Annotated in this window: 18 protein-coding genes; 5 read left to right on the top strand and 13 right to left on the bottom strand. The window is 54.0% G+C overall.

The annotated features are described in order from the left end of the window. The first annotated feature begins 195 nt into the window (after positions 1 to 195). Positions 196 to 1,041, top strand: a complete 846-nt coding sequence (sseA, locus tag OGX94_RS12195; protein WP_063941712.1) for a 3-mercaptopyruvate sulfurtransferase — start codon at positions 196 to 198, stop codon at positions 1,039 to 1,041. 43 nt (positions 1,042 to 1,084) lie between these two features. On the opposite strand, the gene sseB is transcribed toward sseA, so the two are convergent. The 11 genes from sseB to trmJ form a co-directional block, all read right to left on the bottom strand. Next, positions 1,085 to 1,861 (bottom strand): enhanced serine sensitivity protein SseB, encoded by a 777-nt coding sequence (sseB, locus tag OGX94_RS12190; protein ID WP_063941713.1) that lies wholly within the window; start codon positions 1,859 to 1,861, stop codon positions 1,085 to 1,087. Between the two features lie 70 nt (positions 1,862 to 1,931). Next, positions 1,932 to 3,215, bottom strand: coding sequence for an aminopeptidase PepB (pepB, locus tag OGX94_RS12185; RefSeq protein ID WP_008785461.1), 1,284 nt, complete (start codon positions 3,213 to 3,215; stop codon positions 1,932 to 1,934). A gap of 61 nt (positions 3,216 to 3,276) precedes the next feature. Beyond that, positions 3,277 to 3,477: a Fe-S cluster assembly protein IscX gene (gene iscX / locus OGX94_RS12180; RefSeq protein ID WP_003037694.1), complete on the bottom strand. Its 201-nt coding sequence runs from the start codon at positions 3,475 to 3,477 to the stop codon at positions 3,277 to 3,279. 11 nt (positions 3,478 to 3,488) lie between these two features. Then, positions 3,489 to 3,824, bottom strand: a complete 336-nt coding sequence (gene fdx, locus OGX94_RS12175; protein WP_003037690.1) for an ISC system 2Fe-2S type ferredoxin — start codon at positions 3,822 to 3,824, stop codon at positions 3,489 to 3,491. Position 3,825: 1 nt separating this feature from the next. Beyond that, entirely contained in the window at positions 3,826 to 5,676 is a 1,851-nt protein-coding gene (gene hscA / locus OGX94_RS12170) for a Fe-S protein assembly chaperone HscA (RefSeq protein ID WP_003838439.1), read from the bottom strand. 15 nt (positions 5,677 to 5,691) lie between these two features. Beyond that, on the bottom strand, positions 5,692 to 6,207 hold the full coding sequence (hscB, locus tag OGX94_RS12165) for a co-chaperone HscB (protein WP_003835201.1): 516 nt from the start codon (positions 6,205 to 6,207) through the stop codon (positions 5,692 to 5,694). A 108-nt stretch (positions 6,208 to 6,315) separates the two neighbouring features. Then, the gene (iscA, locus tag OGX94_RS12160) at positions 6,316 to 6,639 is read right to left on the bottom strand and encodes an iron-sulfur cluster assembly protein IscA (RefSeq protein ID WP_003835203.1); all 324 of its coding nucleotides are present in this window, start codon (positions 6,637 to 6,639) and stop codon (positions 6,316 to 6,318) included. Between the two features lie 20 nt (positions 6,640 to 6,659). After that, entirely contained in the window at positions 6,660 to 7,046 is a 387-nt protein-coding gene (gene iscU, locus OGX94_RS12155; protein WP_002913991.1) for a Fe-S cluster assembly scaffold IscU, read from the bottom strand. A 25-nt stretch (positions 7,047 to 7,071) separates the two neighbouring features. After that, entirely contained in the window at positions 7,072 to 8,286 is a 1,215-nt protein-coding gene (gene iscS, locus OGX94_RS12150) for a cysteine desulfurase (protein WP_003835233.1), read from the bottom strand. A gap of 112 nt (positions 8,287 to 8,398) precedes the next feature. Continuing rightward, positions 8,399 to 8,890: a Fe-S cluster assembly transcriptional regulator IscR gene (gene iscR, locus OGX94_RS12145; protein WP_003037674.1), complete on the bottom strand. Its 492-nt coding sequence runs from the start codon at positions 8,888 to 8,890 to the stop codon at positions 8,399 to 8,401. 239 nt (positions 8,891 to 9,129) lie between these two features. After that, the gene (trmJ, locus tag OGX94_RS12140) at positions 9,130 to 9,861 is read right to left on the bottom strand and encodes a tRNA (cytosine(32)/uridine(32)-2'-O)-methyltransferase TrmJ (protein ID WP_063941714.1); all 732 of its coding nucleotides are present in this window, start codon (positions 9,859 to 9,861) and stop codon (positions 9,130 to 9,132) included. A gap of 118 nt (positions 9,862 to 9,979) precedes the next feature. Between trmJ and suhB the strand changes: the two genes are divergently transcribed. Beyond that, entirely contained in the window at positions 9,980 to 10,783 is an 804-nt protein-coding gene (gene suhB / locus OGX94_RS12135) for an inositol-1-monophosphatase (protein WP_003835237.1), read from the top strand. 103 nt (positions 10,784 to 10,886) lie between these two features. On the opposite strand, the gene OGX94_RS12130 is transcribed toward suhB, so the two are convergent. Further along, positions 10,887 to 11,867, bottom strand: a complete 981-nt coding sequence (locus OGX94_RS12130; protein ID WP_149607866.1) for a nickel/cobalt transporter — start codon at positions 11,865 to 11,867, stop codon at positions 10,887 to 10,889. Further along, a complete protein-coding gene (locus tag OGX94_RS12125; protein WP_079939500.1) occupies positions 11,858 to 12,496 on the bottom strand; it encodes a DUF1007 family protein in 639 nt (212 codons plus the stop codon). Before OGX94_RS12125 ends, OGX94_RS12130 begins: the two co-directional genes overlap by 10 nt. 420 nt (positions 12,497 to 12,916) lie before the next feature. Between OGX94_RS12125 and OGX94_RS12120 the strand changes: the two genes are divergently transcribed. The 3 genes from OGX94_RS12120 (at position 12,917) to OGX94_RS12110 (ending at position 16,494) form a co-directional block, all read left to right on the top strand. After that, positions 12,917 to 13,900, top strand: coding sequence for an autoinducer 2 ABC transporter substrate-binding protein (locus tag OGX94_RS12120; RefSeq protein ID WP_003037665.1), 984 nt, complete (start codon positions 12,917 to 12,919; stop codon positions 13,898 to 13,900). Positions 13,901 to 14,003: 103 nt separating this feature from the next. Then, on the top strand, positions 14,004 to 15,512 hold the full coding sequence (locus tag OGX94_RS12115; RefSeq protein ID WP_286569321.1) for a sugar ABC transporter ATP-binding protein: 1,509 nt from the start codon (positions 14,004 to 14,006) through the stop codon (positions 15,510 to 15,512). Next, positions 15,505 to 16,494 (top strand): ABC transporter permease, encoded by a 990-nt coding sequence (locus OGX94_RS12110; protein ID WP_003835246.1) that lies wholly within the window; start codon positions 15,505 to 15,507, stop codon positions 16,492 to 16,494. The genes OGX94_RS12115 and OGX94_RS12110 overlap by 8 nt, the downstream gene beginning before the upstream one ends.

The raw sequence follows: 16,494 nt of genomic DNA, 5'->3' as shown, positions 1-16,494 counted from the left end.
GGCCGTAGTGGCCCGTTAGCTACGTAGAACAACTATTATGCGTCAGATTTCCGGCTGTGGAAGTCAGTAACTGAACAACGTTGTCTTAATTTAAGTGATTAATGTGGATTCACCTGACAAATCAGCCTGTTTTACTTGTCGCTTTACGGTAAACATCCGACAATTTGCCAAAACCTGGTAAAAATGGAGATGCCTATGACCACCGCCTTCTTTGTCGCTGCCGACTGGCTTGCCGAACACATTGACGACCCGGAAATACAAATTCTTGATGCCCGGATGGCACCTCCAGGACAGGAAGATCGCGATGTTGGCGAGGAGTATCGTGAGGGCCATATTCCTGGCGCAGTATTTTTTGATATTGAAGCGCTTTCCGATCATACCTCACCGCTACCACATATGATGCCACGCCCCGAAGCCTTTGCCGTTGCGATGCGCGAGCTGGGCGTTGATCAGGATAAGCATCTGGTTATCTACGATGACGGTAATCTGTTTTCCGCGCCACGCGCATGGTGGATGCTGCGGACATTTGGCGTCGAAAATGTCTCCATTCTGGCAGGCGGTCTGGCAGGCTGGAAGCGCGATGAGCTAATGCTCAAGGAAGGCGATGAGGATTTACCTGAAGGTGAATTTAACGTGGCCTTTACGCCTGACGCAGTAGTGCGCGTTACCGATGTACTGCTGGCCAGTCATGAAAAAACGGCGCAGATCGTCGATGCCCGTCCGGCTGCGCGTTTTAATGGCGAAGTTGACGAGCCGCGTCCTGGTCTGAAACGTGGTCATGTGCCGGGTGCGCTTAACGTACCGTGGACAGAACTGGTTCGTGACGGCGAACTGAAAACCACCGATGAGCTGGATGCTATTTTCTTCAGCCACGGCGTGAGCTTTGACCGCCCTATTATCGCCAGCTGCGGCTCCGGCGTAACGGCTGCCGTCGTGGTGCTGGCACTTGCCACGCTGGGCGTTTCTGACGTCGCATTGTATGACGGCGCATGGAGCGAATGGGGAGCACGCAACGATTTACCGGTAGAACCGCAATTATAAAGCTGGAAAAGCCGGATAGCGCTTCGCTTATCCGGCCTACAATTTAGATAATCCGGTTCTGTTTAAAGTCGCGCAGGAAACCGCCCCAGCGGCGTTCGTAGAACGGTGCGATATGCTCAGTGATAAAGTGGCTCACGCCCTTCTCACCCTTCTTCACCTGGCAGATATCAATAGGTTCATCGCCCGGCAGCGTATCGGTCGCGACGCTGCCAGCAGCGTGGATGATCTCTTCAATATCCCCTTCTGCTTCAATACCAATCAGCAGATTCGGCTGGGCTTCCGCGCTTTCTTTGATTGAGCAGAGAAACGCGCGTTTTACCGGCTTAATGGTTTTAAACAGCGTAGTCAGCGAGTCAATCATTTGCGCCGGAGGTTCAGCGACTTCAGAGAGGATCAGCGATTCACCGCCTTCCAGTACTTCCTGGGTGCTGAGCGGATTCCCCTCTTCCCCCATCAGCAGGCTGATTTCACGCGGCATAAACTCTTTGCCGGTCGGCAGTTTCGCGTTGAGAAACAGCGTTTCGCCGAGCGTCATTTCAAACAACGTACGCACCGGCATAACGACAAATGCTTGCTCATCTTCCACCGCCTGCTGCAGGGCTTCCAGAGAGGTGAAGAACGGGATCACGGTCGTGCCGTCTTCTTTTTCCCAGTGCTGCAGGTCGAGAGCGCTGTCTTCAACCACCGCCTCGCCTTCTGATGCAGTACCCGGCACCCAGACTGTGGATTCCAGTAAAGTACGGAAAAATGCCGGACGATGCGCAGGCTCTGTTGCCGCTTGCTCCAGCAACGTTTCTAATTCGTTTTTTGTTTCGGACATAAGTATCACAAATTGGATGAATACATGTAGGCCGGATAAGCGTAGCGCCATCCGGCAATACAGTAATAAATTATGCGGTCAGCAGATTCGCAATCGTGCGCACACCCAGACCGGTTGCGCCCGCAGACCACTGCTCAACCGGCGCTTTGCGATAGGTTGCGGAGCAGTCGATATGCAGCCAGCCCTGCTGGTAGTTTTCCACGAAATGGGACAGGAAGCCCGCCGCGGTGCTTGCACCAGCCGGGTAAGCCGCGCTGCCGGTGTTATTCAGTTCGGCAAAGTTAGACGGCAACTGACTACGGTGGAACTCTGCCAGCGGCAGACGCCAGAACGGTTCGTTTTCTTGCGCCGCACTTGCCAGCAGGCGAGCAGCCAGCTGATCATCAAAGCTAAACAGCGCGTGGTAATCATTGCCCAGCGCGGTTTTCGCCGCGCCGGTCAGCGTGGCAGCATCAATAATCAGCTCCGGTTTCTGCGCGCTGGCATCGATCAGGCCATCGGCCAGCACCAGACGTCCTTCGGCATCGGTATTCATCACTTCAACTTTTTTACCGTTGCGATAGTGAATGATATCGCCGAGCTTAAAGGCGTTGCCGCTAATCAGGTTATCCGCGCAACACAGATACAGCTTCACGCGCTTGTTCAGACCACGGGTGATGGCAAATGCCAACGCGCCGGTGACCGTTGCCGCACCGCCCATGTCGGACTTCATTGAGTCCATAAATGCGCTTTGCTTGATGCTGTAACCACCGGAATCAAAAGTAATTCCCTTACCAACCAGGCAGGCATAAACCGGGGCTTCTTTGTCGCCTGTTGGGTTGTAGTCCAGCGCCAGCAGCACCGGCGGACGTTCAGAGCCGCGACCCACGGTATGCAGACCCATGTAGTTCTGCTCGCGCAGATCTTCACCTTTGGTGATGCGGTAAGAGACGTTATCGCACGCGACGGAGCACAGCAGATCAACAGCGCGCTGCGCCAGCTGTTCAGGGCCCAGCTCTTCTGCCGGGGCGTTAATGGTATCGCGCACCCAGTCAATAATCTTCAGACGGCTATCCAGCTCTTTGCGCTGCGCTTCGTCCAGAGCGGCCCATTCAACTTTGCGGGTGCCTTTTGGTCCCTTGTAGCCCTGCCAGAACGCCCAGCTACGTTCGGTATCCCAGCCTTCACCATCCAGTTGAACGTGTTTAATGCCCAGGCCGTCGATTTTACGCGCGGCACGCTGGATAAGGCCGAGGTCATCTTTTCCGTTCAGGTGCAGGGTAATGCCGTCATTATTAATGCTGTATGTCGCCTTTTCACCCCAGCGGGCATCGGCGGGTTGCGTGGAAAGCGTAATTTTCATGGCTTCTGTCATTTTATTTATCCTTATTTTCGCGCATACAGGAAAACGGGCCACCCGTGGGCAGCCCGTTGACTTATTCGGCTTCGTCCAGCCAGACCAGCAAAATGGCCTCAAGGATTTTTTCGTTCGATGCCTGAGGATCATCATCGAACTCTTCCAGGTCACAGATCCACTGGTGCAGATCGGTGAAACGAACGGTCTTGGGATCGAGATCGGGGAAAGCGTCATACAGCGCCTCGCCGATTTCGCGGCTATCGGTCCACTTCAGTCCCATACTACCCTCTGTTAATGCTCACGCGCATGATTGATTGTGTAACGTGGGATTTCGACCACTAAATCGTCCTCGGTTACCCGCGCCTGACAGCTTAAACGGCTCTCCGGCTCCAGTCCCCAGGCTTTATCCAGCATGTCGTCTTCTTCTTCTGTGCTTTCCGGCAAAGAATCAAAACCTTCACGCACGATGCAGTGGCAGGTAGTGCAGGCACAGGATTTTTCACAGGCGTGTTCAATCTCGATCCCGTTACGCAGGGCAACGTCGAGAATGGTTTCGCCGGTCTCAGCTTCCAGAACTGCGCCATCGGGACAGAGATCCTGATGAGGCAAAATAACAATCTTTGGCATATTAAACCTCGTCCACGGAATGGCCTTTCAGCGCGCTACGGACGGATTTGTCCATGCGGCGAGCGGCGAATTCCTGGGTTTGTTTGTCTACGTTTTTAATGGCTTGTTCTATCGCGTCAACATCGTCACCCTGTGCAACCTCGCTCAAGTGCGCGGCGGCGGTGTCGATAGCCTGACGTTCTGCGGCGCTTAACAGCGCGGCATCAGCGTTCAGCGCACCGGATAAACTTTCCAGTACGCGTGCCGCTTCGACTTTCTGTTCTGCCAGCATACGGGCTTTTACGTCCTGCTCGGCAAAACTCATCGAATCCTGAATCATGGAGGCGATTTCACTGTCGGTCAGACCGTAGGACGGTTTAACCTGGATTGAGGACTCAACGCCGGTGGATTTCTCCATGGCGGTGACGCTCAGCAGCCCATCGGCATCCACCTGGAAGGTCACGCGGATATGCGCGCCGCCTGCTGGCAATGCCGGGATGCCGCGCAGCGCAAAACGCGCCAGAGAACGGCAGTCCTGCACCAGTTCACGCTCGCCTTGCATCACGTGAATGGACATCGCGGTCTGGCCATCTTTAAAGGTGGTAAAGTCCTGCGCGCGCGCCACTGGGATAGTGGTGTTACGCGGGATCACTTTCTCCACCAGACCGCCCATGGTTTCCAGTCCCAGGGACAGCGGGATAACGTCCAGCAGCAGCATTTCGCTGTCCGGCTTATTCCCGACCAGAATATCCGCCTGAATTGCCGCACCGATAGCGACCACTTTGTCCGGGTCAATAGAGGTCAGCGGCGTGCGGCCAAAAAATTCACCGACGCGTTCACGTACCAGAGGCACGCGCGTTGAACCGCCAACCATCACAACTTCCAGCACATCTTGCGGCTCCACGCCCGCATCTTTCAGCGCGCGACGGCAGGCCAGCAGCGTACGCTTGACCAGTGCGGAAATGAGTTCATTAAAGGTTTCACGGGTGATTTCACCCTGCCATCCAGCCACGTTAACCGTTACAGAATCAGCGTCGCTAAGTGCGATTTTCGCTGCAATCGCGGCATCCAGCAGTTCACGCTGTACGCGGTTATCGCTGCGATCGGCCACGCCCGCCTGCTCGCGAATGTAATCGGCCAGCAGATGGTCAAAATCATCGCCGCCGAGCGCGGAATCACCGCCGGTCGCCAGCACTTCAAACACGCCACGGCTCAGGCGTAGAATAGAAATATCAAACGTACCGCCGCCAAGATCGTAGACTGCGATCACGCCTTCCTGACCGGAGTCCAGACCATACGCGATCGCCGCTGCGGTCGGTTCGTTCAGCAGACGCAATACGTGCAGGCCCGCCAGACGCGCGGCGTCTTTGGTCCCCTGACGCTGTGCATCGTCAAAGTAAGCCGGAACGGTGATTACCACGCCGTCCAGTTCGCCGGACAGCGATTCGGTAGCCCGCGCGGCCAGCGCTTTCAGAATATCAGCGGAGACGCGCACCGGATTAAGCAAACCGGCAGCGGTTTCAATCATCGGTAGACCGTTTTCGCTCGCCTGGAACGTATATGGCAGATGCGGGTAACGCGCCTGGATATCCGCCAGAGAGCGGCCCATCATGCGTTTTACCGAGCTGACGGTGTTTGCCGTATCCAACGCTGCATTGGCGCGGGCATCGTAACCGACAGAGTAGCCCTGCTGCTGATAGTGAACCACTGACGGCAACAGGTGGCGACCTTCATGGTCTGCCAGCGTTTCGGCCTGGCCGCTGCGTACGGTCGCAACCAGGGAGTTGGTAGTGCCTAAATCGATACCTACCGCCAGACGACGCTGGTGCGGCGCGGCGCTCAGACCAGGCTCACTAATTTGTAATAAGGCCATTTTCGCTTCCGGAAATTAAAAATCGAGCAGTTTTTCTTCGAGTTGTTCTGCACTGCTTCGCAGTTTATCGAGAAAACGCAGCTTACGCACGGTATCTGCCGCTGCGTCCCACGTCTCGCTATCCAGCTGTTCCACCATCAGTTGATGGCGAACGTTATACATTTCGCTGACGCGTTTCATAAACGCATCTAAACGTTGACTGTCTTTTGCCTGTTCAATCTCGTCCAGCTCTTCACGCAGCTCAAGTTGCTCCATCAGGAACGCGGTATCGCGCACCGTGTGCTGCTCGCTGCGGATATCAAAACCGTGTAAAGACAATAAGTATTCGGCGCGCATCAAAGGATGACGCAGCGTTTGCCAGGCCTGGTTGATAGTGGCGGACTGCGAAACCGCAGCAAGTTGTTCCGCCTGGGAACCGCTGGCGAATTTATCAGGATGATACTGACGTTGTAGATCCTGAAAACGTAGGCTCAGCGCCTGAGTATCGAGCTGATAACGGGCCGGTAAGCCAAAGAGGGTGAAGTAGTCCATAACATTCTCAGGGCATCGATTCTCTGTTGTTCGATGAGGCAAAACCAGAGAGTCAGGTAAAACAAACCCCACGCGCAGGCGACCACGGTGGGGTTATCAGTAAGCGCGTTACACGTGGAAGCTTTCGCCGCATCCACATTCGTCTTTCACGTTCGGGTTAGTGAACTTAAACCCTTCGTTCAGACCTTCTTTGACGAAGTCTAACTGCGTACCGTCGAGGAATTGCAGGCTCTTACCGTCGATCACGACTTTTACGCCTTTGTCTTCAAACACGGTATCTTCAGCCGCCGGCTCGTCAACAAATTCCAGTACATAGGCCATACCTGAGCAGCCGGAGGTTCTCACGCCCAGACGCAGACCAAACCCTTTACCGCGGTTTGCCAGGAAGGTATTTACACGCGCTGCTGCACTGTCGCTTAAGGTAATCGACATAATAAAACCTCAACTCTTAATTATTTTGCTTCACGTTTGCTTTTGTAATCCGCAATCGCGGCTTTAATCGCGTCTTCAGCCAGAATAGAGCAGTGAATTTTCACCGGTGGCAGTTCAAGCTCGTCGGCGATATCGGTGTTTTTAATCGCCTGTGCTTCGTCCAGAGATTTCCCTTTTACCCATTCGGTAACCAGAGAGCTGGAAGCAATAGCGGAACCGCAGCCGTAAGTCTTGAAACGCGCGTCTTCAATGATACCCTCATTGTTGACTTTGATCTGCAACTTCATCACGTCGCCACAGGCCGGTGCACCCACCATGCCGCTGCCCACGTTCTCGTCGCTGTTGTCAAAAGAGCCCACGTTACGTGGATTCTCGTAATGATCGATTACTTTTTCGCTGTAAGCCATGCTGAATTCTCCTTATCGGTACCGATTAGTGATGTGACCATTCAATGCTGTTCAGATCCACGCCCTGTTTGAACATTTCCCACAGCGGAGAAAGGTCGCGCAGGCGGCCGATGGAGTTGCGAACCAGATTGATGGCGTAGTCAATCTCTTCTTCGGTAGTGAAACGACCTAAAGAGAAACGAATTGAGCTGTGTGCCAGCTCGTCGGTCATCCCCAGCGCGCGCAGCACGTAGGATGGCTCCAGGCTTGCAGAAGTACATGCAGAACCGGAGGATACAGCCAGGTCTTTCAGCGCCATAATCAGCGACTCGCCTTCAACAAAGTTGAAGCTGACGTTGAGAATGTTTGGTGCGCCCTGCTCGAGGTCACCGTTGAGGTACACCTCTTCCATATCTTTCACGCCATTCCACAGACGGTTACGTAGACTGCGCAGGCGCGCCATCTCGGTTTCCATCTCTTCTTTAGCGATACGGTAAGCTTCACCCATACCGACGATCTGGTGCACAGGCAGCGTACCGGAACGCATACCGCGCTCGTGACCGCCGCCGTGCATCTGCGCTTCAATACGAATACGCGGTTTACGACGAACGTACAGCGCGCCGATACCTTTCGGACCATAGATTTTGTGGCCGGAGAAGGACATCAGGTCAACTTTCAGTTGGCTCAGATCGATAGGCAGTTTGCCCACGCTCTGGGTCGCATCAACGTGATAGATGATGCCGCGAGCACGGCACATTTCGCCGATAGTCGCGATATCCTGCACCACGCCGATTTCGTTGTTCACATGCATGATGGACACGAGGATGGTGTCGTCACGCATTGCCGCTTCAAGTTCTTTCAGGTCGATAATGCCGTTACGCTGCGGGGCGAGGTAGGTAACTTCGAACCCTTCGCGCTCCAGCTGACGACAGGTATCCAGCACGGCTTTGTGTTCGGTTTTGCTGGTGATGATGTGCTTGCCTTTTTTCTGATAAAAGTTGGCTGCACCTTTAATCGCCAGGTTATCGGATTCAGTCGCACCGGAAGTAAATACGATTTCACGCGGGTCAGCGCCCACGAGGTCGGCAATCTGGTTACGGGCGATATCTACCGCCTCTTCAGCCTGCCAGCCAAAACGGTGTGAACGAGACGCTGGGTTACCAAAGTTTCCGTCCAGGGTCAGACACTGCATCATTTTCTCGGCAACACGCGGGTCCACCGGCGTGGTTGCGGAGTAATCGAGATAGATCGGTAATTTCATTGCTCTATAAACTCCGTACATCGCTTCAATGCAAGGAATCAGGCAACCGGCTGGATGTACGACCGAGTTAACGGGGTGTGTAGCACCCCGGCCTGATTCTAAAATACTTTTATTATGCGCGTAACTTAACGTCGATCGCGTCTTGAGCACGATTAGTGCGTGGAGCGTCATGGGTATGCTGGCGACCAGACACATCCAGGACTTCCTGATTATTTACCAGTTCGCCCAACGTAATGTTGTTGAGGAAACCGGTCAGACGATCGCTCAGATCGCGCCACAGCGCGTGGGTCAGGCATTTATCGCCGCCCTGACAACCGCCTTTGCCCTGGCAACGGGTCGCATCTACAGACTCGTCAACAGCGCTAATCACTTCACCTACTGCGATGCTGCCGGCATCTTTACCCAGCAGATACCCGCCGCCTGGTCCACGTACGCTGGAAACCAGACCGTTTTTACGCAAACGGGAAAACAGCTGCTCCAGATATGACAGGGAAATTCCCTGACGTTCAGAAATATCAGCCAACGGTACCGGGCCCGTTTCGGAGTTGAGCGCAACGTCCAACATTGCGGTCACGGCATAACGCCCTTTTGATGTCAGTCTCATGTCTTACTTAGCCTCAAACTCGCCCCTGCCCGGGGTTTTTTATTGTAAAATGGGGGTATTGCATAGCAGGGGCAAGTCTGACATTCCCGACTAAATCAGTCAACTATTTACTTGACTAATTTAGTCAGGTATTTAACCTTCAGTGCCATTTTCACTTGCCGGATGCGCTTCGCTTATCCGGCCTACGAATCGTGCGGCCTGTAGACCGGATAAGCGAAGCGCATCCGGCATTAGTACAGTTACTTGCTTTTATTCTGCTGCTCGATTGAAGCTAAAATCCCGCGCAGGATGTTCAACTCCTGGCTCTCTGGACGCGCACGGGTAAACAGACGGCGCAGCTTATTCATCACCTGCCCCGGGTGCCCTTCACGGATAAACCCGGTTGACAGCAGCGTTTGCTCCAGATGACCGTAAAAACGCTCTAAATCATCAACCAGCGGATACTCTGCTTCTTCGTAATCTACGGTCTTGTCGCTTTCCTGCGTCGCCAGCCAGGCCATGCGCACTTCATAAGAGATGACCTGCACTGCCATCGCCAGGTTGAGCGAACTGTATTCCGGGTTCGCGGCAATGGCGACGTGATAATGGCACTTCTGCAGCTCTTCGTTGGTCAAACCAACACGTTCACGACCAAAGACCAGCGCCACCGGCGAGCTCGTCGCTTCAGAGACACTTTTTAAACCGCATTCACGCGGATCCAGCATCGGCCACGGCAGCGTGCGGGAACGAGCACTGGTGCCTACCACCAGGCTACAGCCCGCCAGCGCTTCATCGAGCGTATCGACGATCTGCGCGCTGCCGATCACATCACTGGCACCCGCTGCCAGGGCGATGGCCTGGGAGTCCGGTTTAACCAGTGGATTTACCAGCCACAGATTGGTTAAACCCATGGTTTTCATTGCGCGGGCTACAGAGCCCATGTTGCCAGTGTGAGAGGTTTCCACCAGCACGATTCGAATATTTTGCAGCATTGTATTTCTTCGGCTAAAGATTATTCGGGCATATTATCATAAAACGAAGACATATTCCGAACTCGCTGCTATACTCTGCGCCGTTTTCCCGTTCTTTAACATCCAGTGAGAGAGACCGATGCATCCGATGCTGACCATCGCCGTGCGCGCAGCGCGCAAGGCGGGTAATGTAATTGCCAAACACTACGAAACCCCAGACTCTGTAGAAACCAGCCAGAAAGGCAGCAATGATTTCGTGACTAACGTCGATAAAGCCGCCGAAGCGATTATTATCGAAACGATTCGCAAATCTTACCCACAGCACACCATCATCACCGAAGAAAGCGGTGAACATGTTGGTGAAGATTTGGATGTTCAATGGGTTATCGATCCACTGGATGGCACCACCAACTTCGTAAAACGTCTGCCGCACTTCGCGGTATCCATCGCAGTACGCATCAAAGGCCGTACTGAAGTCGCCGTTGTTTACGATCCAATGCGTAACGAACTGTTCACCGCAACCCGTGGCCAGGGTGCACAGCTGAACGGCTACCGTCTGCGTGGCAGCACCGCCCGCGATCTGGATGGCACCATCATCGCCACCGGTTTCCCGTTCAAAGCCAAACAGCACGCCGCTTCTTACATGAAAATTCTTGGCAACATGTTTACCGAATGCGCGGACTTCCGCCGCACCGGTTCTGCTGCGCTGGATCTGGCCTACGTTGCCGCAGCCCGAGTTGACGGGTATTTCGAAATTGGCCTGCGCCCGTGGGATTTCGCCGCAGGTGAGCTGATTGCCCGTGAAGCTGGCGCACTGGTTTGCGACTTTACCGGTGGTCATAACTACATGGCGACCGGCAACATCGTTGCAGGTAACCCGCGCGTAGTGAAAGCCATGCTGGCTAACATGCGTGACGAACTGAGCGATGCGCTGAAGCGCTAATCGTTGATGCCGGATGGCGGCTAGCGCCTTATCCGGCCTACCAGGGAAGTTCCCCGTAGGCCTGATAAGCGAAGCGCCATCAGGCATTCATCCTACAACAGTGCTAAAACGGTCTTATCCCTCGCCCTACCGGCACCGCACTCATCCACATCACTACCGCAGCAGCGATCAGCACCGCACCACCGGCTAATGCCAGCGTCGTCCAGCCAATCTGTCGCCACAATACCGGCGCTTTATGCCCGCTAAGTTTCACCGCCAGCGAGCGGAAACTGTGTACCAGCAGAGCCAGTGACGTAATCGTCAAAGAGGTTCCTGCCGCCATCGCCAGCGCCGACGCCATACCCCAGCTAAACACGCCAACCACTTTGCTGAACAGTAAAACCATAATGGCCCCCGAGCACGGGCGCATCCCCATAGACAGCACGATCATCAACCGGGCACGCCAGTCATCACCACTTTGCAGCTGTTCAGGATCGGGCAAATGCTGATGCCCGCAGCCGCAACCCTCGTGATGCACATGATGCGGCGTGAAGGCAGTGAATTTTGGGCGGCGCAGCAGCTGGCGCAATTTCTTCAGCGCACGGACGCACAATAAAACACCCAACACGCCAACCAGAGCATAACTCCCTTTCTCCAGCCAGAAACTACTCATATGTAGCTGTCGTGCAGGCAACTGCAAGATGGTAAGCACCACAACCACCAGTCCGATAGCGACCAGCCCCTGTAATAAAGATGAGGCTAGCGTCAGGCCAATACTCGACTTCAGCTTCGAGGGGTGCGTTGCCAGCCAGGTGGTAATGACGACTTTTCCATGTCCCGGCCCCAGCGCATGAAGAACGCCGTAGAGAAAACTAAACAACAACAGCGATCCCCCGGCCTGGGCCGGCCTGGCGGCAACCGCTTTCAGCAATCCACTCATCTGTTGGTTAACATCGCGCTGCCAGACGACACTTTTCATCATCACCTGTGGCCAGGCCTGCCATAACCACAGTATGCCGCCTGCCGCCAGCAGCAAAAAGACCGCCAGCGGCCATAGCGTCAGCCAGCGACGTCTGGCTGCGCGTTGTTGATAAACTACTGACATTGCAGCGTCACCGTCTGTGCAAATTGTTTACCCAACTCCATATCCTCCGGCGGGGCGTCTTCTTTATCCAGCGACTGCGCAAAGCTCAGAGTTTGTTCATTCGGCGTCGGCGTATGTACTGAAATCCGGCATTTCTGGCTTATGGCCTGCCCCAGCCTGGCGTCGCTATCTTTGTCATAGCTCATATCAACGTAGTAGGTCGGGTCGAAGGTTGAAAGGGTATATTTTTGACCACTCAGCGGCTGAGCTTCGGCCAGCGGCAAAACGAACGTCAGCACAGCCTGGTGTTCCTCACGCTCCATGCCATATTCCGTCGGTCTGTTTTTAAACTTTACCTTTTGCCCGTCGTGCCACACTTCGGTGAAATAGTGCTGCCCGAGAACGTTGGCCATCACTTCCGCCGCCAGTTTCTTCCAGATCTCATCACCAGGTTTGGCATTCCCCGCATCGTAAAGCAGATCCGCAGAGGTAATTTCATCCATCGTCCAGCGCATTTTCAGCGCGACGAACTGGTCATTCTCGCTCACTATCTCAGTTTTCAGATGGATAAAGCTGTGGGGATGCGCGCCTGCGCCAAAGGACAGGACAGCGAGAAACAACGTGATAATGATACGTTTAACGCCTTGCATGAGTTCTCCACGATGAAAATCCACACCGCCACAAATAATGATGCCGGGTTTGGCGAAAGAGTGCTGAGGATACCATTGAACGAAAAAATATTGAGCACCCTTTTCCGGTATCGATTCAGTTCTCAATTCCGATAATTTCTTCTTCAGGAAATTCCGCCCAAACACCTTTTCAGCGTCATAACTTAAGTCAAATGATAATAAAATGTTAATTTATAGTTTCATTTTAATATTTAATTAACACTAAATTTGAACAATTGAATGTAAAATCATGCAAATTTAACCAATTGCTAACTATTTTATTTCCATAAATTCACAATAATGGGCGTATATCACATTTATCAAACTTATGATTCATTCCCTCTTCCATTCATTGTTAACTTCACGCCGTGACATGTCCTGCCCCCTACGAAAGGTACAACTATGAAATTCAAACTCGCATTACTCAGTGCAACCCTGGTTTCTGCATGCATGTTGTCCGGCACGTCCTTTGCGGCGGAAAAATATGAAATTGCTGTGGTTGCCAAAGTCACCGGGATCCCATGGTTTAACCGGATGGAAACCGGCGTAAATGAAGCAGCAAAAAAACTGGATGTGAATGCTTACCAGACCGGGCCTTCAACGCCGGACCCGGCGCAGCAGGTGAAAGTGATTGAGGATCTGATCGCCAAAAACGTTAATGCGATCATCGTGGTGCCGAATGATGCCAAGGTCCTTGAGCCGGTACTGAAAAAAGCGCGCGATAAAGGCATCGTGGTGCTGACGCACGAATCCCCGGATGAGCAAATTGGCCAGTGGGATATCGAAACCATCGACAGTGAAAAATACGCCCAGGCCAACGTCGATGAGTTAGCGAAAAATATGGGCGGCAAAGGCGGGTATGCCATCTATGTTGGTTCGCTGACGGTCCCACTACATAACGCGTGGGCGGATTATGCAATTAAGTACCAGAAAGAAAAATATCCGGAAATGTTCGAGGTCACTTCACGTCTGCCGGTCGCGGAAAGCATCGATAAATCCTACGCCACAACGCTGGATCTGATGAAAACCTACCCACAGATGAAGGGCATTATCGGCTTCGGCTCACTGGGTCCAATTGGTGCGGGTCAGGCTGTGCAGAAAAAACGCGCCAAAGATAAGATCGCCGTTGTCGGGATCGCCATGCCAGCGCAGGCAGCACCTTACCTGATGCGCGGTGATATCAAAAAAGCGCTGCTGTGGGATCCAAAAGACGCGGGCTACGCGCTGGTCACCGTTGCCGATCAGCTGTTGCAGGGCAAAGAAGTGAACGCCGATCTGAGTATCGATGGTTTAGGGAAAGCCGATATCGACACGGAGAAGAAAGTGATCCGCTTTAACAAGATCCTCGAAGTCACCAAAGACAACGCACAATCACTTGGTTTCTAAGGCTTTAGCCAACACCAGGGAACCTTAACGCCGATCGTCTGGTCGGCGCTATCAACCAAACTAACACTCAGCGTCCCCCCGGACGCGCGCAGGGGTATTGTCCATGGCAGACACCACCGCATTTATCACTCTTGAGAATATCAGCAAACAATTCCCGGGCGTGCTGGCGCTGGATAACGTGAATTTGACGCTAAGAAAAGGCGAAGTTCACTGTCTGGCGGGTCAAAACGGCTGTGGTAAAAGTACCATTATTAAAGTGATCTCCGGGGTTTATCACCCGGAAAAAGGCGCGCAAATTTTACTCGACGGAAAACTGTTCCATCATCTGACGCCGCAGCTCTCTTCCCATTATGGCATTCAGGTTATTTATCAGGACCTGTCGTTGTTCCCCAATTTTAGCGTCGCAGAAAATATCGCGGTCAACCGCTATCTGCCTGGTGGCGATATCTGGGTGCGTCGCGGTGCCATGAAGCAGCAGGCGCTGGCAGCCATGAAACGTATCGGGGTGAATATCGATCCCGATAAAAAAGTTGAAAAACTCTCAATTGCTGATCGACAGCTGGTCGCCATTTGCCGGGCGATAGCCGCCGACGCGCGTCTGGTGATTATGGACGAGCCCACCGCCTCGCTAACCCGCCAGGAGGTTAATGGCCTGCTGCGAGTAGTTAATGAACTGAAAGCGGCCGGAATTTGCGTCGTGTTTGTCAGCCATCGTCTGGATGAGGTGATGGAAGTGGCTGACCGCATCAGCGTAATGCGCGACGGCAAACTGGTGGGTACATACCCTGCCAGCGAACTCGACAGCCACGAGCTGGCCTTCCTGATGACCGGACAACGCTTCCACTACAGCCCGTTGCCGGAAAGGCCCGCGATTGAGCAAGAGCCGCTGCTTGAGCTGCGCAATCTGAGCCGCAGAGGCAAATACCAAAACATTAATCTGTCGCTGCACGGCGGCGAGATCGTCTCCATTGTTGGTCTGCTGGGTGCCGGGCGCACTGAGCTTTGTCTGAGCCTGTTTGGTATGACGCATCCGGAAAGCGGCGAGATTCGCATTAACGGTCAGCCGGTTACTCTGCGCAATAACCATGACGCCATCCAACACGGGATCGGCTATGTCTCAGAAGATCGCCTGACGCAGGGGCTGATCATGGAGCAGTCGATCTATGACAACACCATCGTCACGGTGTTTGATCAACTGCACACCGGTAGCGGCCTGCTCGATCACCGCAAAGCGCAAAAGTTGGTCGCCAATTTAATCCGCGAACTGAATATCAAAGTGTCCGATCCGCACTTGCCGGTCAAAACCCTTTCCGGCGGTAATGCCCAGCGTATCGCCATTGCCAAATGGGTGGCGACCAATCCCCGCATCCTGATCCTCGACTCGCCTACCGTCGGCGTGGATATCGCCAACAAAGAGGGCATTTACCAGATAGCCCGCGATTTGGCGGAACAGGGTATGGCGGTGCTGATGATTTGCGATGAAATCCCGGAAGCGTATTACAACAGCCACCGCGTGCTGGTAATGCGTCGCGGCAAGCTGGTGGCGGAATTTAATCCTCATCAATGCCGTGAAGAGGAGATTGCTGAAGTGGTCGAGGTAATCAATGAATAAGATGCATCTCTCCCGTTTAATCGGGCAACATGAGTTCTGGCTGGGCCTGCTGGTTGTAGCCCTTGCCGTTGGGCTGAGCGTCAGCACCGACGAGTTCCTGTCTTTAGGGAACCTGACGGATGTGGCCACCAGCTACGCGATTCTCGGCATCCTGGCCTGTGGACTGTTTGTGGTGCTGATTTCCGGCGGGATCGACATCTCATTTCCGGCGATGACCGCGATAGCCCAGTATGCAATGGCCAGTTGGGTTATCGGTCACGGCGGCAACTTCGCGCTGGCGTTAATCATTGCCATTGCGGTAGGCCTGCTGCTGGGGCTGATCAACGGTTTTCTGGTCTACTGGCTGCGCGTCCCGGCAATCATCATTACCATCGCGACGCTGAACGTCTACTACGGCCTGCTGGTTTACGCCACCAAAGGCACCTGGCTGTATGGCTTCCCGGACTGGTTTATGAACGGCATTAACTGGTTCTCGTTCACCGCGGCGGATGGCTACGACTACGGTTTGACCCTGCCCCTGCTGTGCCTGGCGGCGGTGATCATCTTTACCGCCGTGCTGATGAACTATACCCGTCTTGGCCGTCAGGTTTACGCCATGGGCGGCAACCGCGACGCGGCCTCGCGCCTTGGGCTGAATCTGCTGAAGCTGCATTTTTACGTCTATGGCTACATGGGCATTCTGGCAGGCATTGCCGCCGTGGTTCAGGCACAAATCACCCAGTCAGTTGCGCCCAATTCGCTGCTCGGCTTTGAGCTGACGGTGCTGGCAGCAGTAGTACTCGGCGGAACCAGCATGAGCGGCGGGCGCGGTACGTTGACCGGAACCCTGCTCGGCGTGGTTCTGCTGGCCTTCTTACAAAATGGCCTGACGCTGCTCAGTGTCTCCTCTTACTGGCACACCGTGTTCAGCGGCGCCATTATCCTGGTCAGCATTAGCGCCACGGCCTGGAACGAAAAACGCAAACTGGCAAGGGAGCTTTGA

Source organism: Citrobacter sp. Cpo037, assembly GCF_030332945.1.
Classification (GTDB): Bacteria; Pseudomonadota; Gammaproteobacteria; order Enterobacterales; family Enterobacteriaceae; genus Citrobacter; species Citrobacter portucalensis.
This window is presented reverse-complemented; position numbering and strand designations above follow the sequence as displayed.